The organism is Paraburkholderia sp. 2C (assembly GCF_054589215.1).
The window spans coordinates 172,454-195,958 of record NZ_BAAILL010000080.1 but is presented as its reverse complement, the minus strand read 5'-3'; the positions used below and the strand labels follow the sequence as shown (position 1 = coordinate 195,958).

The 23,505-nt window shown below is 65.3% G+C and carries 22 protein-coding genes; 12 read left to right on the top strand and 10 right to left on the bottom strand.

Annotated features, from left to right (window positions below; translation table 11 throughout):
• Positions 1-358 (top strand): sugar phosphate nucleotidyltransferase (locus ACYPXD_RS34105; protein ID WP_459723077.1); only part of this gene is annotated, 358 nt, incomplete at its 5' end.
• 134 nt (positions 359-492) lie between these two features.
• Here the strand turns inward: ACYPXD_RS34105 and ACYPXD_RS34100 are convergent.
• The 4 genes from ACYPXD_RS34100 to ACYPXD_RS34085 all read right to left on the bottom strand — a co-directional run bounded on the left by ACYPXD_RS34100 (position 493) and on the right by ACYPXD_RS34085 (position 3,844).
• Entirely contained in the window at positions 493-720 is a 228-nt protein-coding gene (locus ACYPXD_RS34100; protein WP_459723103.1) for a sulfurtransferase TusA family protein, read from the bottom strand.
• Positions 721-841: 121 nt separating this feature from the next.
• Complete coding sequence (locus ACYPXD_RS34095) at positions 842-1,903, bottom strand: Gfo/Idh/MocA family oxidoreductase (protein WP_459723074.1); 1,062 nt, start codon at positions 1,901-1,903, stop codon at positions 842-844.
• A 44-nt stretch (positions 1,904-1,947) separates the two neighbouring features.
• Complete coding sequence (gene iolG, locus ACYPXD_RS34090; RefSeq protein WP_459723071.1) at positions 1,948-2,970, bottom strand: inositol 2-dehydrogenase; 1,023 nt, start codon at positions 2,968-2,970, stop codon at positions 1,948-1,950.
• Positions 2,963-3,844 carry a MurR/RpiR family transcriptional regulator gene (locus ACYPXD_RS34085; protein ID WP_459723068.1) on the bottom strand — a complete coding sequence of 294 codons (882 nt, stop codon included), beginning with the start codon at positions 3,842-3,844 and terminating at the stop codon, positions 2,963-2,965. Before ACYPXD_RS34085 ends, iolG begins: the two co-directional genes overlap by 8 nt.
• A gap of 313 nt (positions 3,845-4,157) precedes the next feature.
• Here ACYPXD_RS34085 and ACYPXD_RS34080 point away from each other — a divergent pair, with 313 nt between their 5' ends.
• The 10 genes from ACYPXD_RS34080 (at position 4,158) to ACYPXD_RS34035 (ending at position 15,901) form a co-directional block, all read left to right on the top strand.
• Entirely contained in the window at positions 4,158-5,207 is a 1,050-nt protein-coding gene (locus tag ACYPXD_RS34080) for a sugar ABC transporter substrate-binding protein (RefSeq protein WP_459723066.1), read from the top strand.
• A gap of 236 nt (positions 5,208-5,443) precedes the next feature.
• Complete coding sequence (locus ACYPXD_RS34075) at positions 5,444-6,646, top strand: ABC transporter permease (RefSeq protein WP_459723062.1); 1,203 nt, start codon at positions 5,444-5,446, stop codon at positions 6,644-6,646.
• 25 nt (positions 6,647-6,671) lie between these two features.
• On the top strand, positions 6,672-7,511 hold the full coding sequence (locus ACYPXD_RS34070) for an ATP-binding cassette domain-containing protein (protein WP_459723060.1): 840 nt from the start codon (positions 6,672-6,674) through the stop codon (positions 7,509-7,511).
• 69 nt (positions 7,512-7,580) lie between these two features.
• Complete coding sequence (locus ACYPXD_RS34065; RefSeq protein ID WP_459723056.1) at positions 7,581-9,632, top strand: bifunctional 5-dehydro-2-deoxygluconokinase/5-dehydro-2-deoxyphosphogluconate aldolase; 2,052 nt, start codon at positions 7,581-7,583, stop codon at positions 9,630-9,632.
• Positions 9,629-11,581 (top strand): 3D-(3,5/4)-trihydroxycyclohexane-1,2-dione acylhydrolase (decyclizing), encoded by a 1,953-nt coding sequence (gene iolD, locus ACYPXD_RS34060; protein ID WP_459723052.1) that lies wholly within the window; start codon positions 9,629-9,631, stop codon positions 11,579-11,581. The genes ACYPXD_RS34065 and iolD overlap by 4 nt, the downstream gene beginning before the upstream one ends.
• 64 nt (positions 11,582-11,645) lie before the next feature.
• A complete protein-coding gene (gene iolE, locus ACYPXD_RS34055; RefSeq protein WP_459723049.1) occupies positions 11,646-12,572 on the top strand; it encodes a myo-inosose-2 dehydratase in 927 nt (308 codons plus the stop codon).
• Positions 12,569-13,375, top strand: a complete 807-nt coding sequence (gene iolB / locus ACYPXD_RS34050) for a 5-deoxy-glucuronate isomerase (RefSeq protein WP_459723045.1) — start codon at positions 12,569-12,571, stop codon at positions 13,373-13,375. The genes iolE and iolB overlap by 4 nt, the downstream gene beginning before the upstream one ends.
• 379 nt (positions 13,376-13,754) lie before the next feature.
• Entirely contained in the window at positions 13,755-14,879 is a 1,125-nt protein-coding gene (locus ACYPXD_RS34045) for a hypothetical protein (protein WP_459723042.1), read from the top strand.
• Positions 14,880-15,215: 336 nt separating this feature from the next.
• Entirely contained in the window at positions 15,216-15,569 is a 354-nt protein-coding gene (locus ACYPXD_RS34040) for a toxin-antitoxin system TumE family protein (protein WP_459723039.1), read from the top strand.
• Positions 15,557-15,901: an HVO_A0114 family putative DNA-binding protein gene (locus ACYPXD_RS34035; RefSeq protein ID WP_459723036.1), complete on the top strand. Its 345-nt coding sequence runs from the start codon at positions 15,557-15,559 to the stop codon at positions 15,899-15,901. The genes ACYPXD_RS34040 and ACYPXD_RS34035 overlap by 13 nt, the downstream gene beginning before the upstream one ends.
• Before the next feature lie 18 nt (positions 15,902-15,919).
• Here ACYPXD_RS34035 and ACYPXD_RS34030 read toward each other — a convergent pair whose 3' ends face one another.
• The 6 genes from ACYPXD_RS34030 to ACYPXD_RS34005 form a co-directional block, all read right to left on the bottom strand.
• Positions 15,920-16,777 carry an NmrA family NAD(P)-binding protein gene (locus tag ACYPXD_RS34030; protein WP_459723031.1) on the bottom strand — a complete coding sequence of 286 codons (858 nt, stop codon included), beginning with the start codon at positions 16,775-16,777 and terminating at the stop codon, positions 15,920-15,922.
• 186 nt (positions 16,778-16,963) lie between these two features.
• A complete protein-coding gene (locus ACYPXD_RS34025; protein WP_459723026.1) occupies positions 16,964-17,746 on the bottom strand; it encodes an inositol monophosphatase family protein in 783 nt (260 codons plus the stop codon).
• A 100-nt stretch (positions 17,747-17,846) separates the two neighbouring features.
• Positions 17,847-18,995 (bottom strand): iron-containing alcohol dehydrogenase, encoded by a 1,149-nt coding sequence (locus tag ACYPXD_RS34020; RefSeq protein WP_459723020.1) that lies wholly within the window; start codon positions 18,993-18,995, stop codon positions 17,847-17,849.
• A 246-nt stretch (positions 18,996-19,241) separates the two neighbouring features.
• A complete protein-coding gene (locus ACYPXD_RS34015; protein ID WP_459723016.1) occupies positions 19,242-19,772 on the bottom strand; it encodes an NUDIX domain-containing protein in 531 nt (176 codons plus the stop codon).
• Between the two features lie 116 nt (positions 19,773-19,888).
• Positions 19,889-20,923 carry a threonine aldolase family protein gene (locus ACYPXD_RS34010; protein ID WP_459723012.1) on the bottom strand — a complete coding sequence of 345 codons (1,035 nt, stop codon included), beginning with the start codon at positions 20,921-20,923 and terminating at the stop codon, positions 19,889-19,891.
• A gap of 97 nt (positions 20,924-21,020) precedes the next feature.
• Positions 21,021-22,409: a YbfB/YjiJ family MFS transporter gene (locus ACYPXD_RS34005; RefSeq protein WP_459723005.1), complete on the bottom strand. Its 1,389-nt coding sequence runs from the start codon at positions 22,407-22,409 to the stop codon at positions 21,021-21,023.
• 150 nt (positions 22,410-22,559) lie between these two features.
• Between ACYPXD_RS34005 and ACYPXD_RS34000 the strand changes: the two genes are divergently transcribed.
• Positions 22,560-23,489 (top strand): LysR family transcriptional regulator, encoded by a 930-nt coding sequence (locus ACYPXD_RS34000; protein WP_459723000.1) that lies wholly within the window; start codon positions 22,560-22,562, stop codon positions 23,487-23,489.
• Positions 23,490-23,505: the final 16 nt, after the last annotated feature.

The window sequence follows — 23,505 nt, the reverse complement described above, 5'->3', positions numbered from 1 at the left end:
CGGCAAGGAATGGGAAGACGCGATCATCAAGATGTCGGGCATCGTGGAAAAGCCGGCGCCGGACGTCGCGCCGTCCAATCTCGGCGTGGTCGGCCGCTATGTGCTCAAGCCGCGCATCTTCGAACATATCCGCGCGCTGAAGCCGGGCGCGGGCGGTGAGTTGCAACTGACCGACGCGATCCAGTCGCTGCTCAACGACGAACAGGTGCTCGCGTACAAATATCACGGCACGCGTTTCGACTGCGGCAGCAAGCTCGGCTATCTGAAGGCGACCGTCGAGTTCGCGCTGCGTCATCCGGAAGTCGCGGCCGATTTCGAGCAGTATCTGCGTACGCGTTCGCCGGTGCTCGAAGGCTAGTCATTGACGTTGACCGCGGCCGCACAGCCGCCGGCGGTCGATCAACGCAAAAGGCGCTATGTCTGCCTGCCAGACATAGCGCCTTTATTTTGTGCTGTGCATCCGGTCGCCGGGGCAGATCGGCCTTTTACTTTCTATCGCCGCCGGATCAGAAAGATAAACGTCTTGTCCTGCGTCATCGTTTCGACGATACCGTTGCCTGTCTGTTTCGCAAACGCGGCGAAATCGCGTTGCGAGCCCGGGTCGGTCGCGAGCACCTTCAGGATCTGACCGCTCTCCATATCGGCGAGCGCCTTTTTCGCGCGCAGGATCGGCAGCGGGCAGTTCAGCCCGCGCGCATCGACTTCCTTGTGAATCTGAATTTCCATCGGCAAGGACCTTCGGGATGAGGCGTCGTTGAAACGCCATGCAGAGGGCCAAATTCTACCGCAGGCGCCTCATGCGCGCCGCCCGCCTGATCTTGCGCCGCTGTGCCGCGGGCCCTTACAGCGTGACAGCCTGGCCCGTTTCGAGCGAACGCCGCAATGCGCTGCCGATCCGCGTCGCTTCGAGCGCGTCGGCCAGCGTCGCACCGCTCGGGCCGCTCGGGCCGTCTCCGCCGCTGTCGTTACCGCTCTGCGCGTTCCGGACTTCCGCGACGAACGCCTGCGCTTCGTGCAGAAACGCGTCTTCGAAGCGATCGAAAAACGTCGGCGTGCACTCATTGCGCACGCCATGGGCGTCCGCGATCTCGACGCGATTTATCCGCGGATTGCGGCCGATCGCAAGCGCGCCTGCCGTGCCGATCACTTCGCTGCCCGTATCGTTGCCGTGTGCCATCGTGCGCGAGGCGTAGAACATCGCAAGTCCGCCGCCCTCGAACTCGCAGATCGCCACGCCGTTGTCGACGTCGCCGAACTCGCGCAAGCCCTCGTGCAACGCGACCGTGCCCGCCGCATAGACGCGCTTCGCCTTCGGCTTGCCGAGCAGCCACCGCGCGACGTCGATGTCGTGCACGGTGCAGTCGAGGAAGATGCCGCCCGAAGTTGGCGCGAAACGCACGAAGAAGCCGTCCGGATCGTTCAGATCGCAGGTCTGCGAGCGCACCATAAACGGCCTGCCGATCAGACCCGACTGGATCTTGTCGTATGCATCGCGGTAGCTCGGATCGAAACGGCGCATAAAGCCGATCGTGGCCCGCAGATGCGGCTGACGTTGCGCTTGCGCCAGCACGCGCTCGCATTCGGCGAGATCGAGCGACAGTGGTTTCTCGCAGAACACGTGCTTGCCCGCATGCAATGCATCGACGATCTGCTGCGCATGTAAAGCCGACGGCGTAACGAGCCATACCGCGTCGATCTCGCGATCGTTCAGCAGCGCCGCATAGTGGCGGTACGCGCGCGGCGCGGGCAGCGCGCCGCGCGCCCATACGAGTTCTTCGTCGAGCGGACTGCATACGGCGGCCAGCGTCGCGCCGCGCACGCGATACGCAATGTTCTGGGCATGCCGCTTGCCGAGCCGTCCGAGCCCGACCACACCGATGCACAACGGGCTCAACGGGCTCAACGGCGCCCCTTGCGGCGCGTTTCGCGATAAATCCGGCGCCGCCATCACGAAGCCTCGCCGAGCTTTACCGCGCGCCCTTCGCGCCACGAACGCGTCGCCGCTTCGGCAAGCTCGAGCGCCTTCAAACCGTCGGCCACCGTCGTGCGCACGGGCCTGCCTTGCGTGACCGCATCGAAAAAGTGCGCGATTTCGAGCGCATACGCCGCGCGATACCGTTCGAGGAAAAACGCCTCCGGCACATCGCTCGACACCGCGCGCTTCGAATAGGCGACCACTTCGGTCGGCCGCACATTGCCCGCCTGCAGCATGCCGTCGCTGCCGAGCACTTCGAAGCGCTGGTCGTAGCCGTACGCCGCGCGCCGCGCGGTATTGATCTGGCACAGGCGCCCGCGCTTCGTGCGGATCGTCACCGCGGTCGAATCGATATCGCCCGCATCGGCGATCGCCGGATCGGACAGCACACTGCCCGTTGCATGCAGCGTGTCGGCTTCGTCGTCGAGAATCCAGCGGAAGATATCGAAGTCGTGAATCAGCATGTCCTTGAAGATGCCGCCCGAGTGCCTGATGTACTCGACGGGCGGCGCACCCGGATCGCGGCTCGTCACGACCAGCATTTCCGGCGTGCCGATTTCGCCGGCTTCGATGCGCGCCTTGACCGCGTCAAAAGTCGGATCGAAGCGCCGCTGGAAACCGATCATGCAAACCACGCCGGCTTTCGCGACCGCATCGGCGCATGCGCGTGCGCGCTCGAGCGTGAGGTCCACCGGCTTCTCGCAGAACACGTGCTTTTTCTGCGCGGCCGACTTCAGAATCAGATCGGCATGCGTATCGGTGCTCGAGCAGATCACCGTCGCACCGACCGACGCATCGCCCATCGCGCCGTCGATATCGGCCACCTGCGCGCCATGCTGCGCGGCCAGCGCCGCGGCCGCCTCGCGGTTCACGTCGACCACATATTTGAGCCGCACGCCCGGCTGCCGCGCGAGATTCGCCGCATGAATCCTGCCGATGCGGCCCGCGCCGAACACCGCGACGTCGATCGCCTTCGTGTCTCCATCATTAGTCATCGTATCCTCCAGTGTCTTTCGATTCTTCAACGTTCAATTCGAGCTTGTACGCAAGTGCGATAAAGAGCGCCTGGCACAGGCAGATCGTGCTGGTCAGCGAGCGGAACGCGAACGCGCTGCCCTCTTTCACATACAGTTGCGTGGTCGCATAGCGCGCGAGCGGCGACAGCTGGCTATCGCTGATCAACAGCGTCTTCGCCTGATGATGATGCGCGACGCGCAGGCAGTACTGCGTCTCCTTGCCGTACGGCGCGAAGCTGATCGCGATCACCATGTCGCCCTTTTTCACGCTGCGGATCTGCTCGCGGTACATGCCGCCGAAGCCCGATACGAGATGCACGCGTTTGGGCGTGTGCTGCAATGCATAGACGATATAGCTCGCCACCGGAAACGAGCGCCGCACGCCGACCACATAGATGTTGTCGGCCTGCTGCATCATCTTCACGGCGGCGTCGAACTGCGCGTCGTCGAGCGTGCCCTCGAGCTCATCGAGACCGCCACGGCACGCCGCGATAAATTCGCGCGCGACGGTGCCGCCCGCGAGACGCCCCGGCTTTTCGTCGATCAGCTTGCGAATGCGTTGCTGATAACTCGGCGACGACGCGCCCTGCCCCGTATACGCCTGACGAAACACCGCCTGCAAGTCGGAAAACCCGGAGAAACCGAAGCGCTGCGCAAAGCGCACCACGGCCGACGGATGCACGCCGCAACTCGCGGCGATATCGCTCGTGCGATCGACCATCACGCTGCCGCGATGCTGTTCGATATACGTCGCCACGCTCTTCAATTGACGCGGCAACGACTCGTAGTTCTCCGCGATGCGCTGCATCAATTCATCGACGCTCGGCAGTTCTTCTGTGTTTTCTTCGGCCATGGCCTTCCTTCAGTGCTGTGTTGCGTCGCAAAAGCCGCGCGCTGCGCGCGCCTCGGCTTGCGCCCGATAAGCGGCGGGTAGCCCGCCAGGGCGCGCCGAAAGGCCGGTCCGACGTTGCCGATTATAGGTAGCGCGCCCAGCAAATGGAACGTATTTTCCAAATTTATTTTCATTGAAATTTCTATTGCACCGCTGTCGAACTTGACCTAATCTTGGTCGTGAGCGATGGCGCGCTCGCATCGAGTTCGTCGTTGAATGCAGACCGCGCCATACGCTCCCCTCAAAAACGAACAGACCGAGAAAGGTGGAGACAATGAAACTTTGCAGAGGCAAGGGTTCGCTCACGGCGCTTTTTGCAGCGCTTTCGCTATCGCTTGGCTTCGCGGCGTCATCGCCCGCCCAGGCGGCGCCTGACGCACGCTTCGTATTGATCAGCCACGCGCCCGACTCCGATTCGTGGTGGAACACCATCAAGAACGCGATCAAGCAGGCCGACGAGGACTTCAACGTCGAAACCGACTACCGCAATCCGCCGAACGGCGACATCGCCGACATGTCGCGGCTGATCGAACAGGCGGCCGCGCGCAACTACAACGGCGTGATCACGACGATCGCCGACTACGACGTGCTGAAAAGCTCGATCGGCAAAGTCACGGCAAAGAAAATTCCGCTCGTGACGATCAACTCCGGCACCGAGGAGCAAAGCGCGAAGCTCGGCGCGATCATGCACGTCGGGCAGCCTGAATATGTGGCGGGCAAGGCGGCCGGCGAGAAGGCGAAGGCGGCCGGCGTGAAGTCGTTCCTCTGCGTGAATCACATCGCAACCAACTCGGTGTCGTTCGACCGCTGCCGCGGCTTTGCCGAGGCGATCGGGGTCGACTACAAGACATCGACGATCGACTCCGGCCAGGACCCGACCGAAATCCAGTCGAAGGTCAGCGCATATCTGCGCAATCACCCGAACACCGGCGCGATCCTGACGCTCGGCCCGGTGCCCGCGGCGGCCACGCTGAAGGCGGTCCAGCAGATGGGCCTCGCCGGCAAGATCTATTTCTGCACGTTCGACTTCTCGGACGACATCGCGAAGGCGATTCAGGCCGGCACGATCCAGTTCGCGATCGACCAGCAGCCGTATCTGCAGGGTTATATCCCGGTCGCGGTGCTCGCGATCGCGGTCAAGGACCACACGACCGATCCGGTGAAGATCCGCGAGATCCTGCAGGCGAATCCGAAATTCAAGGCGCGTCTCGAGACCTATGGGCTCGAGCCGTCGTACGGGCCCAAGGACATCCGCTCGGGCCCGGGCTTTATCACGAAGGCGAATCTCGACAAGGTCGTCAAGTATGCGGGCCAGTATCGTTGATTCGACGCCGTTGATTCGACGCCGTTGATTTAACCCGCTGCCTGAACCGGGCAGCCAGCAGCACGCGGCACCGGACGCGCATTGCGCATGCACAGAGGCGCGGCACCGGCGGACCTCGCTCCGCCCGTCGCCGCCAGCGCACCGACGCGCCGGGCCGCATCCATCACCGGTTTTATTCGCTCGCCAACCTGGTCTGCAATGCGACGTGAAAACCGGGCTTCTTGCAAGGAGACATCATGGGCGTAGCCGGCAAACACTTTCCCTCGCATGCGGCAGACGCGTCGAACCCCAGCGACGCGACGACGCCTGCCGCGTCCACTGCGACACGACCCGCGACACAACCCGCGGCATCACACGGCGACGAACGCATCCGCAAGGAATCCTGGTTCGGCCATCTGCTGAACCGTCCGGAGTTCGCCGCGATTTCCGGCACCGTGCTGGTGTTTCTCGTCTTCGCGATCGGCGCCGGCCACTCCGGCATGTTCAATCTCGACGGCGTGATGAACTGGTCGCAGGTCTCGGCCTACCTCGGCATTCTCGCGGTCGGCGCGTGTCTGCTGATGATTGCCGGCGAGTTCGACCTGTCGATCGGCTCGATGATCGGCTTCGCCGGCATGATGGTGGCGATTCCCTCGGTCTATTTTCACTGGCCGATCTGGGCCGCGATCATCTTCGCGTTCGTCGGCTCGATGCTGCTTGGCGCATTGAACGGTTATCTCGTGATGCGCACGCGGCTGCCGTCGTTCATCGTCACGCTCGCGTTCCTGTTTATCCTGCGCGGCCTGACGCTCGCGCTGTCGATCATGGTGGCGGACCGCACGATCATCTCCGGCGTCGGCGACCTCGCGCAAGCCGATCCGGTCAGCAACTTCCTGTTTCACGGCGTCGCGCTACAAGGGCTTTTCACGGCACTCGCGCATATGGGCGTCGGCACGCTGCTCGATAACGGCAAGCCGCTCGTGCCGGGCATTCCGAAAGTGCTGCTCTGGTGGTTTGCGCTCGCCGCGATCTGTGCCTTCGTGCTCGCGAAGACGCGCTACGGCAACTGGATTCTTGCCGTTGGCGGCGACGCGAACGCGGCGAAAAACGTCGGCGTGCCGGTCAAGCGCGTCAAGATCGCCCTCTTCGTGCTGACCGCGTTCTGCTCGTGCCTGTTCGCGGTACTGCAGGTCAGCGATATCGGCTCGGCTGCGGCCGACCGCGGTCTTCAGAAGGAATTCGAAGCGATCATCGCCGCGGTGATCGGCGGCACGCTGCTGACCGGCGGTTACGGCTCCGTGATCGGCGCATGCTTCGGCGCACTGATCTTCGGCGTCGTGCAGATCGGCATTACCTACACCGATGTCAGCTCCGACTGGTTCCGCGTGTTCCTCGGCGTGATGCTGCTGCTCGCGGTGCTGTTCAACCACTATGTGCGCCGGCGCGTCGCGCAGTCGTAATTCGCGACGGGCCTGGAGAACGAATATGTCCGACGTCATTAATCCTGGCGAAAACGCCGCCCCGAATTCCCCTGTGGATCAGGGCGACACGATCCTCGCGCTCGAAAACGTCAGCAAGTTTTTCGGCAAGGTCATCGCGTTATCGGGCGTCACGCTGCGCCTCAAACACGGTGAAGTGCACTGCCTGCTCGGCGACAACGGCGCCGGCAAGTCGACCCTGATCAAGACGCTGGCGGGCGTGCATGCGCCCTCCGCGGGCCAGTATCTGGTCGACGGCAAGCCCGTGCATTTCGAGTCGCCGAAAGATGCGCTCGACCGCGGCATCGCAACCGTCTACCAAGATCTCGCGCTGGTGCCGCTGCTGTCCGTCGCGCGCAACTTCTTCATGGGCCGCGAACCGCAGAAAAAGAAGTTCGGCCTCTTCACCGTGATGGACCTCGACACGAGTGCGCAGACCGCGCGCGAAAAGCTCGCGGAAATGGGCATCCATGTGCGCGACCCGCATCAGCCGATCGGCACGATGTCGGGCGGCGAGCGGCAATGTCTGGCGATCGCGCGCGCGATCCACTTCGGCGCGCGCGTGCTGATTCTCGACGAACCGACGGCCGCGCTCGGCGTGAAGCAGAGCTTCAACGTGCTGAAACTGATTCACAAGGCGCGCGCGAAAGGCATCTCGGTGATCTTCATCACGCACAACGTGCATCACGCCTATCCGATCGGCGATTCGTTCACGCTGCTCAACCGCGGCAAATCGCTCGGCACCTATACGAAGGACACGATCAGCAAGGAGCAGGTGCTCGACATGATGGCGGGCGGCGCCGAAATGCAGAAGATGATCGCCGAGCTCGACGGCGCGACGATCTGAGCGCCGTCGCCACCGAACCGCGCGCCACCGCCACCCACTGATCCGACGCCTCGACACACAGGACATTCCATGGCACCTACTTCACACTCCGCGGCCAGGCCAGCCGGTTCGGCCACCGGGTCCAGCCACGCCAGCCGCTTCGCCGCCGGCCGCAGCCGCGACATCATCTGCCTCGGGCGCTTCGCGGTCGACCTGTACGCGCAGCAGGTCGGCGCGCGACTCGAAGACGTATCGAGCTTCGCGAAGTATCTGGGCGGTTCGTCGGCGAACATCGCGTTCGGCTGCGCGCGCCTCGGGCTCGCGTCGGCGATGCTCGCGCGCGTCGGCGACGACCACATGGGCCGCTTTCTGACCGAAACGCTCGCGAATGAAGGCTGCGACGTGAGCCACGTGCGCATCGACCGCGAACGGCTGACCGCGCTCGTGCTGCTCGGCCTGAAGGACCGCGACACGTTCCCGCTGATTTTCTACCGCGAAAACTGCGCCGATATGGCCGTCGACGAAGCGGACTTCGACGAGGCGTTCATCGCATCGTCGAAGGCGTTTCTGGTCACAGGCACGCATCTGTCGACCGGACAGGTGAACCGCACGAGCCGCCGCGCGCTCGAGTACGCGCGCCGCAACAATGTGCGCACCGTGCTCGACATCGACTACCGCCCCGTGCTGTGGGGCCTCACTGGCAAGGCCGACGGCGAGACACGCTTTATCGCCAACGAAGGCGTGAGCGCGCATTTGCAAGGCGTGCTGCCGCTGTTCGATCTCGTGATCGGCACCGAGGAAGAGTTCTGCATCGCGGGCGGCCATACCGATCTGCTCGAAGCGCTGCGCACGGTGCGCTCGGTTACGCCCGCGACGCTCGTCGTCAAGCGCGGCCCGCTCGGCTGCCAGATTATCGACAGCGGCGTGCCGGCCCGACTCGACGACGCGCCGATTCACGGCGGCGTGCAGGTCGAAGTGCTGAACGTGCTCGGCGCCGGCGACGCGTTCGCGTCGGGGTTCCTCTCAGGCTGGCTGCGCGATCAGCCGCTCGACGCGTGCGCGCGCGCCGCGAACGCGAGCGGCGCGCTCGTCGTGTCGCGCCACGGCTGCGCGCCGGCCATGCCGACGCCCGCCGAACTCGACTACTTCCTCGCCGAAGCGCAAGCGGACCCGCAGCGGATGCGCCGCCCCGACCTCGATGCGAAGCTCGCGCGGCTGCATCGCGTGACGCCCGCGCGCAAGCAGTGGGACGAAGTGCTCGGCTTTGCCTTCGACCATCGCAACCAGTTCTTCGAACTCGCGCAGCAGACCGGCGCAAGCGAAACGCGCATCGCGCGGTTGAAGGGCCTGTTCGTCGACGCCGTCGCGCAAACGGAAGCGGCGCTAGGGCTGCAGGGCCGCATCGGCGTGCTGATCGACGACCGCTACGGCCAGGATGCGCTGAACGCGGCAACCGGGCGCGGCTGGTGGATCGGCCGCCCGGTGGAACTGCCGGGCTCGTCGCCGCTCGTGTTCGATCACGGCCGCTCGGTCGGCACGACGCTCGCGAGCTGGCCGCGCGAGCATGTCGTGAAATGCCTCGTCCACTATCACCCGGACGAACCGGTCGAACAGCGCATCGAACAGGAGGCGCAACTGCGCGCGCTGTACGACGCGGTGCAGGCAAGCGGCCACGCATTGCTGCTCGAAGTGATTCCGCCGAAGCGCGCCGACCTGCCGTGCGCTCCGGATGTCGTCCATCGCGCGTTGAAGCGCCTCTACAACATCGGCCTCTATCCGGAATGGTGGAAGCTCGCGCCGCTCGACGCCGCGCAATGGCAGGCCGTCGATGCGCTGATCGCCGAGCGCGATCCGTATTGCCGCGGCGTCGTGCTGCTCGGGCTGTCGGCGCCGCTCGAGCAGCTGATCGACGGCTTCGGCGCAGCGGCGGCATCGGCGACGTGCCGCGGCTTTACGGTCGGCCGCACGATCTTCCACGAACCGAGCCATGCGTGGCTCGCGGGCGAGATCGGCGACGACGAGCTGATCGCGCGCGTGCGGCGCACTTTCGAAACCTTGATCACGTCGTGGCATGCGGCGCGCGGCGGCAACGCCGCGGGCGCTCAGGCGTCGCGCGCGGTCCATCAGGAGCAGGCAGCATGAACGAGCGTGGGTTGAGTCATGAAGCAGCGACTGCGAGAAGCGCAGCCGCGCAGGCTTCACCGAACGGCACGATCCGCCTGACCGGCGCGCAGGCGCTCGTCCGCTATCTGGCCGCGCAGCGTGTCGTGGCCGAAGACGGCAAGGGCACCGAGCCGCTCTTCGGCGGCGTGTTCGCGATCTTCGGGCACGGCAACGTGGCCGGCCTCGGCGAGGCGCTCTACCAGTACCGCAACGAACTGCCGACGCTGCGCGCGCATAACGAGCAGGCGATGGCGCATAGCGCGATCGCGTACGCGAAGGCGCACTTCCGCCGCCGCATGATGGCGGTCACGACCTCGATCGGACCGGGCGCGACCAATCTCGTCACGGCCGCCGCGCTCGCGCATGTGAACCGTCTGCCGGTGCTGCTGCTGCCTGGCGATATCTTCGTCTCGCGCGCGCCCGACCCGGTACTGCAGCAGGTCGAGGACTTTCACGACGGCGGCATCTCCGCGAACGACGCGTTCAAGCCGGTGTCGCGCTACTTCGACCGCATCGTGCATCCGGCGCAATTGCTGAATGCGCTGCCGCGTGCGCTGCGCGTGCTGACCGATGCCGCGCTCTGCGGCCCGGTCACGCTCGCGCTGCCGCAGGACGTGCAGGCCGCGGCATACGACTATCCGGCCAGCTTCTTCGAGCCGCGCATCGTGCAGTTTCATGCGCCCGCGCCGGTCGATCATGAAATCGCCGCGGCGCTCGTACGTTTGCGCCAGGCAAAGCGCCCGCTGATCGCGGCGGGCGGCGGCGTGCTCTACGGCCGCGCGACCGAAGCGCTGCGCGCTTTCGCCGCCGAGCACGGCATTCCGGTCGCGGAAACACAGGCCGGCAAGGGCTCGCTTGCGTGGGGCGACCCGCTCAATATGGGCGCGCTCGGCGTGAGCGGTTCGCCCGGCGCGAATGCGCTCGCGCATGAAGCCGATTGCGTGCTCGCCGTCGGCACGCGGCTGCAGGACTTCACGACCGGCTCGAATACGCTCTTTACGCAGGCAGACGTGATCGGCATCAACGCGAATGCCTTCGACGGGCTCAAGCATCGCGGGCTCGTCGTCGAAGCCGATGCCGCAGCCGCGCTCGCGGCACTGTCCGCCCAACTGGAGGGCTGGCGCGCCGATGCCGCGTGGACCCGACGCGCGCATCAGCTCGCCGACGCATGGCGCACCACTGTCGACCAGCTCACGCACGCGCCGCAGCGCGACAACGTGCTGCCGTACGACGCGGACGTGATCGGCGCGGTGCAGCGCTCGAGTGCGCAGTCGGCGGCCAACGACATCGTCGTCTGCGCGGCCGGCACGCTGCCCGCGGAATTGCACAAGCTGTGGCGCGCGGGCCGCCCCGGCGCGTATCACGTCGAATACGGCTACTCGTGCATGGGCTACGAGATCGCGGGCGGCCTCGGCACGAAGCTCGCGAGGCCCGAGCGCGAAGTGATCGTGATGGTCGGCGACGGCAGCTACCTGATGCTAAACAGTGAAATCGCAAGCTCCGTGATGCTTGGCGCGAAGCTGATCATCGTCGTGCTCGACAACCGCGGCTACGGCTGCATCAACCGCTTGCAGCAGGCCTGCGGCGGCGCGCCGTTCAACAATCTGTTCGACGACTGCGTGCAAGGCGCAAGCGGCGCGCCGGCGATCGATTTCGCCGCGCATGCGCGCTCGCTCGGCGCACAGGCCGAGCATGTCGCGAATATCGGCGAACTCGAGGCCGCGATGATGCGCGCCCGCGCGGCCGACCGCACGTACGTGATCAGCATCGACACCGATCCCGCGCGCACGACCGACGACGGCGGCTGGTGGTGGGAAGTCGCGGTGCCCGAAGTATCGCCGCGGCCGGGCGTGCGCGATGCGCGCGCGCAGTATGAAGCGCAGCTTGCGGCGCGCGGCGGCGGTTCCGACGGCAAGGCTCACGACTGACTGAACACGCGGCCCGACAGGCGGCGCAACGCGCGCCGCCGGGCCAACGAACGAGGAACATCGCATGTCAACCTTCGAAGTACGCATCGGCATCAATCCGCTGTCGTGGATGAACGACGATCTGCCGTCGCTCGGCGGCGAAACCCCGCTCGAGGTCGCGCTGACCGAAGGTCGCGAGATCGGCTACGAGGGCTTCGAACTCGGCAACAAGTTTCCGCGCGAGCCGCAGGCGTTGAAAGCGCTGCTCGCGCAGTACGATCTCTCGCTCGTGTCCGGCTGGTATTCGGGACGGCTCGCCCAACGCAGCGTCGCCGAGGAAATCGAATCGGTCGGCGCGCACCTCGAACTGCTCGCGAAGAACGGCGCAAACGTCATGGTGTACGGCGAAGTAGCCGATTCGATTCAGGGTTCGCCCGCGCCGCTTTATCAGCGCCCGCGATTTTTCACGGACGCGCAGTGGCAGGCTTACGCGAAACGCGTCGACGAATTCGCGCAATACACGTTAAGCCGCGGCGTGCGGCTCGCGTATCACCATCATATGGGTGCGTATGTCGAGACGCCTGCCGACGTCGACCGGCTGATGGCGCTAACGGGCGACGCGGTCGGCCTGCTGTTCGACGCCGGGCATATCACGTTCGCGGGCGGCAACCCGCTCGAGGTGCTCGACAAGCACATCGCGCGCGTCTGCCACGTGCATTGCAAGGACGTGCGGCCGGCGGTCATGAAGCTCGCGCGCAACCGCAACTGGAGTTTTCTCGACGCGGTGTTAAATGGCGCATTCACGGTGCCCGGCGATGGCGCGGTCGATTTCGCGGGCATCATCACGCGACTGAAGCGCCACGGCTATCGCGGCTGGCTCGTCGTCGAAGCGGAGCAGGACCCGGCCGTCGCGCCATCGTATGCATTTGCACAAAAGGGCTACCGAACGCTGCGCTCGCTCGTCGATGCCCCACTCGATGCGGAAAATAAGGCGACACAGGAGGCAGCATGAGTCTGCTCGTCAAGGCCCAGCGCGAAGGCCAGACTATCGCGCGCGTCACGCCCGAATCGGCGGGATGGCGATATGTCGGCTTCGCCGCCTACCGGCTCGAAGCGAATGAAGTCGTGCACGTGCTCGAAGCGGCGCGCGAAGTGTGCATCGTCGTGCTGGCGGGCGCCGTCGATATCGAAACCGACAACGAACGCTGGACCAGTCTCGGCTCGCGCGACAGCGTGTTCGAAGACAGCGCGCCCTATGCCGTGTATCTGCCGCCCGGCGTGCGCGCCACGGTGCGCGCGAACCGCCGCGCGGAAGTTGGCGTCGCAAGCGCGCCGGCCACCGGCAAACTTGCGGCGCGTCTGATCGAGCCGGCGACCATGAAGCGCTCGACGCGCGGCACAGGACTCAACACGCGCTACGTGTGCGACATCCTTCCGCAAACGGAGCCGGCCGAGGCATTGCTTGTGGTCGAAGTGCGGACGCCCGGCGGCCATTCGTCGAGCTATCCGCCGCACAAGCACGACACCGACAATATTCCCCACGAAAGCTCGCTCGAAGAGACGTACTACCATCGGCTCAATCCGCGCCAAGGCTTTGCGTTTCAGCGTGTCTATACCGACGAGCGCGATATCGACGAATCGATAGCCGTCGAGGACCACGACGTGGTAATGGTGCCGCGCGGCTACCATCCGGTGATCGTGCCGTATGGTTACGACTCGTACTATCTGAACGTGATGGCCGGCACGCAGCGCGTCTGGCATTTCAAAAACGATCCCGCGCATGAGTGGATTGTCGAGCGCGATGCGCGCGCCTGATGGGCGCCGCCGCGAAGTTATGCCGCGACCTTATCCCGCGAGGTTACCCGGATAACACCTCGCGCGCGCGGGCTCTGCTTTGATAGAGGGGCGGTTTCGCCGATGCGAACCACCCCTCTTCCCCACAAGGCAGCCCATGACGACATCCGCAACAAGTCCCACTGTCGCCACCCGCCCGATCTCCAGCGCGGACTCCGATTTACCTCAGGCATCCGACACGGCGCCGCGCCGCGAACCTGATACGACGCGTTCGGCGCCCCCAAAGCGCCACCGGCACAGGCAGCACGACAGACGAAACCCACCACCTTCATCTCCCGCCGCCACACAGCTTGCGGCGCGAGGCGCGCCGCAAGCCGATCCGGTTGCAACGCCGCAAACCGTGGCGAATCCTCTGCAAGCGCGGCCCGATTCACGACACGCAACCGACGCCGAATTCGCCTCGCTGCTCGCGCGTTACGACGACAAGAACGCCAACGCTGCCGGCGATACGGTCAACGCCGAACTGAGCGCGCGCCTTGAAGAGGTCGCGATGGCCGGCTACCCCGACGATGCACGCAGCTTCGAACGGGAGGTGCAGCGCGATCTGGGCATGCTCGCGCAATTGCCGGCAGATGTCGCCAGTGCGTATCGCGAGCAGATGAAATCGACCTGGGACGCGTTCGAATCGACACCGGATGCATGGCTGCGGGGCAAGCACGCCAGTCAGGCCGAAACGCTTCGCGACCAGATCGACGGCGAATATCAGGAAGCCCGGACCGACCCGGGCGAGCGTGCACAAGCGATCTTTAATCTGCCGTTCGGCAGCGACGTGCTCGGCGATGGCGCACAGGACGATCTGGACACATTGAGCGATCTCAAAAGACAGTTCCGCCAGGCACACACCAAGGCGGACCGCGAAACGATTTTTTCCGCGGCGAGCAAGATCAAACAGTCGTTGCAGGACCGGATAGCGGACACGATACTGGGCCAGATCGATGCATCCAGGCAGGCCGAGGCAGCCAGCGAGAAAAACGTGATGCAGGCATTCGAACACGCGCAGGGGTTGAGCGGACCGGGCGCGACACCGGGCGCACGGCTCGAGTATTTTGTGACGCAGGTGTGCGGGAACGAGGCTCAGGCGCGTGCCTTCACCGAACTGCGCAGCCTCACGCCCGAACGCCTGCAGCAACTGAAGCAAACCGATCCGGACCGGTTCGCACAGCTGACGGCGCTCAAGCCCGAGCGGCTTCACGCGCTGACACAGTGGGAAAACGCGCTTGCCGCGCAGGATAGCGACGCCGCGCGCGTGCTTCCGGAAGTGCCGCTCGCTCCACCGAAATACCCGTCGGACGTCCGCTTCCGCCTGCCGGCGCCGGGCGCCAACTATGGCGAAGCGTTGCGGCTTCGTTACGTCGATACGCTCACCAGTATCGTCGCCGCTGAGAAACGCATTAGCGTGTCGCACGAGCGGCCGTCATCGCCCATCCGCCAGAACTACATCAAGACACACCAGCCGGCGCAGTAAGGCCGCGTTGCACGCGGGCAGTCGATGCGCCGCATCGGATGCCCCCGGTTTTCTAGCGCGCTTCGCTGTGCTGCGCTCCTTGCCGCAAACCGCAACGCCCTACTCTCCCGCGCATATGATCGGGTTTAGCCTGCCCAGGTAAACCACGGCTCGTCCATCTCTCTATACTCTGCACTCCGCTCGAACGGCGGCGGTTCGCACGGCTTCGATACTCGCGAGGTCGCACCGTGTGCATGCCGCCGTACGCCGGCCGTTCCGGTTCGCGCCCGCAATGTTCGCGCGCGGCGCTCCTCGAACCTATTCCTTATCGCAAGCCAATCATCGCGAGGTATCTACATGTCAACCGTGTTGACACCATTGACAACGAAGGACAATGTTGTCATGCTTGCCAGCAGGATGAAATCGGCGCTGCTCGTCAAACAGCGCCGTCAACTCGATGACGGGTTGTTCATCGAGTCGCGCGTCTGGCAGGTGCCACGGCCGGTGCCAGGAAGCGAGCATCGGTACAAGTACCGCCTGGCTCTCGTTGCTCACGGTAAGTGTGTTATCCGGTACGACAACGAACGCGGCAAAGGCGATCACCGGCATGCCGGCCTTGTCGAAACGCCCTACGCTTTTTCCACACCGGAACAGCTGATCGCCGATTTCCTCGAAGACGTAGCTCAATGGAGGTCAACATGCGCACAGTAACTCTTGGAGTCGACTCCGAAGCCGACTTCGCAAACCGCTTTACCGGCGCGATGCGCGGTCGGGCACAAGGTCATCACATTAGCTTCGCCACGCCTGAACTGCTGTTCGCCACGCTGACGCAACTGCGTTGGGAAATCATCCGGACCATGGCAGGCGCCGGTCCGCTCGCGCTGCGCGAAATCGCGCGGCGCGTGAACCGCGACGTGCGCCGCGTCAGCGACGACGTTCACGCACTACTCGATGCGGGTGTGCTCGATCGCGACGAGGACGGCTCGATCGAGTTCCCGTACGAAGCGGTGCATGTGAACTTCACACTGAAGGCCGCGGCTTGACGAGCTCATTTGACGAACTCATTTGACAAGCTCCCGCAGCACAGTCTCGAGTTCGACCTCGCCTTTCAGCACCAGCGCCGGATCCTGCTCGAAATCGATCCAGCCTTCGTTAAAGCCGTCGAGCATCTGCATCCGCGGCAACGGGTGCTTCATCCCTTGCGACTTGAACAGATCGCTCCACGTCGCGCGCGGAACGATCTGCGCGCGCACCTCGCGGTTGAGCACCGCACTGAACGCGGCGGCGATATCGAGCGGCGACACGCGCCGCGGTCCTTCGAGTTCGACCACGCGTTTGCCGGTCCATTCCCACTGCAGCAGCGTTGCGGCCACACGCCCGATGTCGGCGGTCGCGACCATCGGCACCGGTTTGTCGAGCGGCTGCAGAAAGCTCGCGAGAATGCCGGCATCGCGTGCCGATGCAACGTCCCACGCGGCGTTCTCGATAAACCAGGCGGGCCGCAGGAACGTGATGGGCACCGGCAGATCGCCGAGCGCTTTTTCCATCAGCGTGCGCTGCGTCAGCAGATTCGGACGTTCAACCTGCGCACCGACCGTCGACAGGCAGACCACCCTCGCGGGCCACGTCGCCACGAGTGCGGCCTTTACCGCGTCGATCACTTCGCGTGCCTCGCGAAAACCCGGCGCCGGATCGAACTCCGACGGCGGCAGAATGAACACGCCTTGCGCACCGTCGAATGCAGCCGTCAGTGCCGCCGCATCGCGCATATCGGCTTGCGCGATCGTGCAGCCTTGGGCAGCCCACGCGTCCGCCTTTTCGACATTGCGCACGATCGCGCGCACGGATTGACCGTCGGCCAGCAATGCGCGAGCTAGCGCGCCGCCGACTTTGCCTGTGATACCAGTGATTGCGTACATCGCAGCCTCCTCGCTGAGATCGGTTAAGAGTACGTTGCAAACAACGTTGACCGTATCTTAGGAGGCGCACCGCGCCGGCGGAACCGACGCGGTGTCATTTGATTAGTGACACTCAAGCACCGATGCGACGAGACGAATAACCGCTGCCCGATCGGCACGACCCGCACGACCCGCACAACGCGCAGTTCAGATCTCCATCGCGCGCTCGATCGGCTCGCGCAAAGCCGGCGTGCACACGATCACGCGATTGCCGTTGCGCAGACATTCGGGCGTGAGAAAGTCGTTGGCCCAGCCGCCCGCCTCTTCGACGAGCAGCACGGCGGCCGCCGCATCCCACGAGTTGATGTGCAGCTCGCAATACGCGTCCTGCCGTCCCATCGCGACGTAGGCAATACCGAGCGCGCCGGAGCCGCGGCGCTTCACGCCCGCGCCGAGCGCCTGAAGGCGCGCCTGCACGGCTGCAAAGCCTTCGAACGGTATGCGCGACGACCAGCCCAGTTCGACCACGGACTGCCCGATGTCCGTGATCGTGCTGACCTTGATCGGCGCGCCGTTCAGCGTCGCGCCGGAGCCGCGCTGCGCCGCGAACAGTTCGTCGAGCATCGGATCGTAGAGCACGCCGATTTCCGCGCGGCCGTCGCGCACGAACGCGATCGATACACAAAAGTGCGGCACGCCGCGCGCGAAGTCCGCGGTGCCGTCGATCGGATCGACAATCCACACGTCGCGTCCGAACGACCCGCCGCCCTCTTCGCCGAAAAAATCGTCGTCGGGAAACGATTCGGCGAGGCGCGCGGCGATCAGCCGTTCCACTTCCGCGTCCGTTTCGGTCAGGTAGTCCTGCGGCCCCTTGAACTTGTGCGTCAATGCTTCGCCGCGCTGCTCGAAGCGCAAGCGGATCAGGCGGCCCGCTTCGCGCGCGATCGCGCATGCGGCCAGATAGCGATGATTCAACTGCACGTCAGTCATACCTTCCTCGTTTCGGACAAGCGCGCAGACAGGCCGGCGCGCGGGTGGGGTGTGCTTTGCGGCCTTACCGCCGTTCTCATGGCAATTCTCACAGCGACGCTCACAACGATTCGGTCAGCATCCGCCGGTAGTCGTCGGCGCTCGCGATGCGCGGATTCGTCTTGTGGCAATGGTCGGCGAGCGCGCCCGCAATGACCTTGTCGAACACGCTCGCGTCGACGCCCATTTGCGCGAGGCCGGTCGGCAGGCCGAGTTGCGCGGTCATATCATGCACCGCTTGTGCGACATCCGCGTTTTCGGGCAAGCCCATTACGCGGCGCATGCGCGCATAGCGATGATTCGCGATCACACTCTCCGCGCTTTCGTTAAAGCGCAGCACGGCCGGCAAGACGACCGCGTTCAGCGTGCCGTGATGCAGCGACGTGCGTCCGCCAACCGGCACGCCGCCCAGCGGATGCGACAGCGAATGCACACAGCCGAGTCCTTTCTGGAACGCCATCGCGCCTTGCATTGATGCGCTCATCATATGGAGCCGCGCATCGCGGTCGTTGCCGTCCGCCGTGGCGCGCCCAATATGCGCCCACGCACGCTCGAGCCCGTCGAGCGCGATGCCGTCAGCCGGCGGATTGAACGCCGCCGACAGGAACGTCTCGATGCAATGCGCGATCGCGTCCATGCCGGTGGCGGCGGTCAACGCGGGCGGCAAGCCGAGGGTGAGGCCGGGGTCGCAGATCGCCGCTTTCGGCAGCAGATGCCACGAATGAAAGCCGAGCTTGCGGCCGTCGTTGAGAATCACGATCGCACCGCGCGCCACCTCGCTGCCGGTGCCGGCAGTCGTGGGCACAGCGATGAGCGGCGCGCATGCCGGCGTGATCTTCTCGCTGCCGCCTTCGATCGTCGCGTACTGCGTGAGCGGGCCCGGATGCGCGACGGCGATCGCGACGCCTTTCGCGAGATCGATCGACGAACCGCCGCCGACGGCGATCAGACCGTCGCAGCCCGCTTCGCGATACCGTGCGGCCGCGGCAAGCACCATCGCTTCGGTCGGATTCGACGGCGTGTCGTCGAATCCGGGCGCATCGCCGAACTTCGCCGCGTCGAGCACGCGTGCGACGAGCCCCGCCGCCGCCACGCCTTTGTCGGATACGACCAGCGGCCGCCGTATGCCCGCGCGTGCACACTCGGCCGGCAATTGCGCGAGCGCGTCGTATCCAAGATGAATGTGGGTCAGGTAGTAGATGTAGGCCATGGCAGTGCGCTCCTCGATGTTCGTTCTGATGTCCGGCCCGGTTCGGTCAGATTCTGGCCAGATTCGGGCCAGACCCGGAACCGGGACGGTTGCGTGATGCACGTCGATAAACGTTGATGCAACCTGCACGAACCGATGCGTCGCCGTGACGCGTGTTCCTTCAGATAAGCGTGGAGCGTGGCGCAGCGCGGCGACCGATATCCAGTCTACTGCCCTCTAATGCTCTCGAATGCCTTCTAATCCCCTTTACTGCCCCGGGCGCTCGACAAATTCGAACGGCAGGCCGCGCCGGCGCATCCATTCGCCGAGCGCCTGACCGGTGCCCGCGCGCCACGGCCGCAGGCTCGCCGGCTCGACGAGGCGATACTCGAGCAGTTCCGGCGACAGCGCGATCGTTCCGTGCGCGCGCACGTGGTACGCAATGATCAGCTCGTTCTTGCGGATAAATTCGTAGACGCCGACGAGCTCGACCGTATCGGCGACGAGCGATGTCTCTTCTTTTACTTCGCGCGCGATGCCCTGCTCGGGCGTCTCGCCGTTTTCGAGGAAGCCCGTGATCAGCGCGAACATCCCCTCGGGCCATGCCGCATTGCGCGCGAGCAGAATACGGCCCTCGTATTCGACGATCGCCGCGACCACGGGCAGCGGATTGTTCCAGTGCACATAACCGCAGCCATCGGCGGGACAGCTCTGGCGAATGCGGCCACCTTCGTGTTCGGGGTCGGCGCGCTCGGTAAGCGGCGTCGCACAGCGGGGACAGAAACGGTAGTCGGTCATGTCGAGACGATGTTTGGGGGTCGAGGAGTTGCGCTGCCGGATTGCACTACGGGGCTGCACTACGGGGCTGCACTACGGGGCTGCACTACGGGGCTGCACTACCGGCTTTGAGTGCATCACGCGGCCGTACATAGCTGACGCACGTCGGCGGCGAAGCGTTCGACCGTCTCCGGCTGCGTGTCCCACGCACACATCAGCCGGCACCCGCCCGCGCCGATAAACTCGTAAAACTTCCAGCCGCGCGTGCGCATCGCTTTTGCCGCGTGCGCCGGCAACTGCGCAAACACCGCATTCGATTGCGACGGGAACATGATGGAAACACCTGGAATGCCGGCAAGGCGCGTCTCCATCAGGCGCGCCATTGCATTCGCGTGGCGCGCGTTGCGCAGCCACACATCGTTGTCGAGAAGACCGAGCCACGGCGCCGAGATAAAGCGCATTTTCGACGCGAGCTGCCCCGCCTGCTTCAAGCGGTACGCGAAATCCTCGGCGAGCGCGCGGTCGAAAAACACCACCGCTTCGCCAATCGGCAAGCCGTTTTTCGTGCCGCCGAAGCACAGCACATCGACGCCGGCGCGCCACGTGATCTCGGACGGGTGCACGTCGAGCGCGGCGACAGCGTTGGCAAAGCGCGCGCCATCCATATGCACTTTCAGATGCCGGCGCTTGGCGATCGCCGCGATGGCGCGCACCTCTTCGACGCTATAGACGGTGCCGACTTCAGTCGACTGCGTGAGCGTGACGACCTTCGGCTTCGGGTAGTGGATGTCCGCGCGCCGCGTCACGATCGCTTCGATCGCGTCGGGCGTGAGCTTGCCGTCCACGCCGGGCGCGGTCAGCAGCTTCGAGCCGTTCGAGAAGAACTCGGGTCCGCCGCATTCGTCGGTTTCGATATGGGCGAGTTCGTGGCAGATCACCGAGTGATACGACTGGCACAACGAGGCGAGCGCGAGCGAATTGGCCGCGGTGCCATTGAACACGAAGAACACTTCGCAGTCGGTCTGGAACAGGTCGCGCAGACGGTCGCAGACGCGCTGCGTCCAGGAGTCGTCGCCGTAGGCCGGTTCGTGACCGCTGCCGTTGGCCGTGATCAGCGCTTCGAGCGCCTCGGGACAGATGCCGGCGTAGTTGTCCGACGCGAAATGTTGCATGGCCGCGTGACGCGCGGCGTCTGCCGCGCGGTGAAAAGTGGGGAAGCCGACATTTTAGTGCGCGGGCGAGAATCCGTTGGGGGGCGCCCTCGCAACCTCACCTTGGTCTCGCCACAGTCACCGCGACCAATCCGGCCGCGCCGGCAAGCAGCGCGCCGGCCGCGAGCCACAGCGCAATCGTGAACGAGCCCGTGCGCGCGGCGATCGGCGCAGCGATGAGCGGCCCGACAATCTGCCCGAAACCGTACGCGGCGGTCGCATAACCCATGAGTCCAGCCGCGTCGTTGCCGTGCAGCCGCCGTGCCTCGCGCATCGCGAACAGCGTGATCGCGGTGAACGGCAAGCCGATCAGCACGCTGCCGAGCGCAAAACCGCCGGCGCTCGGCCAGACGATGCCCGATGCGATGCCGAGCGCCTGCAGCACATAGCAGGCGGCGAGCAGCGTCCGGTTATCCCAGTGCGCGGGCAGCCGCGCGCCGGCGAGCGCGCCCGCCATCAACGCGACACCGAACATCGGCCAGAAAAGATCGGGCCACGCGGACCCCGGCAATGCGGCGCGCGCGATAACGGGCAGGAAGGTCGCGGTAATGATGTAACCGAAGCCCGGGATGCCGTAGAGGATGACGAGCCACCAGGCGTCGGCGCGATGCGCATGACGCTCGATGGTTATCGCAGCGGGGTGGGCGCGCTCGGGCGCGGGATGGTTTGTGCGCGTGGCGGCATGGCGCGGCGCGCCGCTGGTATCCACGGTGCGCTCTGTCGGCTCAGTGGGCTCAGTGGGCTCTGTCGGCACGGCGCCTTGCGCGCCGGCGGCGCACGCGCGGTCGGCGCCGTTCGATACGGTGCGGGTTGCCTGACGTGTTGCCTGAGGGCTTGCCGCCCCCGTTGCGCGACGAGTCGCGGGCGCGAACACGCGCCACACGACCGCGGTCAGGACAGCCGACACGATGCCGAAGCCGATCCACCCCGCGGTCGCGCCATACCCACCCGCGACGCTGACGAACAGGCCGGTCCCGACGATGCCGAAACCGGGGCCCGTATAAATGAGCCCGCCCCATGCGCTCTCGCCCAGTTCGGCAAGCCGGCGCAGCCCCCATTGCGACGCGAACACGAAGGTCCACGCGCTCGCGATGCCCGCGACAAACCGCACGGCGCACCACAGCCCGACGCCGTCGACAATACCCATCGCCAGCATGAGCAACGCAGTCGCGCAAAGCCCGCAGCGCACGACGCGCGCCGCATCGACGCGCAGCGCCGCGCAGCTGAGCGCGCCGACGAAGTAGCCGGCGTAGTTCGCCGACGCAAGCCAGCCGCCCTGCCGGATGTCGAGCGCGCCGCTTTTGAGCATCAGCGGCAACAACGGCGTAAACGCAAAGCGGCCGACACCTAGCGCGACCGCGAGCGTGACCATGCAGGCGAAAGCCGCGCGCCGAGCCGCGGCGGGCTCAGCGCGCAGGTGCATCGCGGCGCGAGTCAGGTCATTCATAGGGAGAAACGGGGCGTGGCAGCGGCTGGAGACGGCTGAACGGCCGCATCGGGCGCGACCGTCCAGTCACATATTAATCGGCCTTTATTATTCTAAAAAATGAATTATATTGATCTGATTCATCACCCGAAGAGAATGCCTGGAGAAACCATGGATCTCGCCGCATTGACGATTTTTCGCGCCGTGGTACGCGAGAACGGGGTGACGCGGGCGGCCGCGAAGCTCAATCGCGTGCAGTCGAACGTGACGACGCGCATCAAGCAGCTCGAAGAGCAGCTCGGCACCGACCTGTTTATCCGCGACGGGCGACGGCTCGTGCTGACGCCGGCCGGCGAGACGCTGCTGCCCTACGCCGAGCGTCTGCTCGCGCTCGCCGACGAAGCGCGCCACGCGGTGCGCGAGAACCGTCCGAGCGGACGGCTGCGTCTAGGCACGATGGAAAGCGTCGCGGCCACGCGCATGCCCGAATTGCTCGCGAAGTACCACCAGACCTGGCCCGATGTGTCGCTCGAACTCGAAACCGGCACGACCGGACGGTTGATCGAACGCGTGCGCGAGTTCGAAGTGGACGCCGCGCTAGTCGCGACGCCACTCGACGTTGCCGCGTCGCTTGGCGAGCAGTTCGAGACCGTGCCGGTGTTTCGCGAAGAACTGGTGATGCTGACGCCGCGCGCGCATCCGCCGATCGGACATGCGCGCGATATCGCGCTGTCGACGCTGATCGCATTCGAACGCGGTTGCGCGTATCGCAGCTACGTCGAGAAGTGGTATCACGAGCACGGCATGCAGCCGACACGCGTGCTCGAGCTGGGCTCCTACCACGCGATCGTCGCGTGCGTCGCGGCAGGCGCGGGCGTGGCCGTCGCGCCGCGTTCGGTGCTCGAACTGCAGCCTGAAGCGGACAACATCGCGGTCCATTCGCTCGGCGACCTGGGAGCAATCGAGACGCTGCTCGTCTGGCGGCGCGGACATTTTTCGTCGGCGCTGAATGCGCTGCGGGAAATGCTGCTCGAGCGGAGCAATTTGAAGGCGGAGAAGGTCGCTGCGGAAGATAGGGGCGGGGCGTTGGAGGTGGCGTAACGCTTTCTTATCAAAG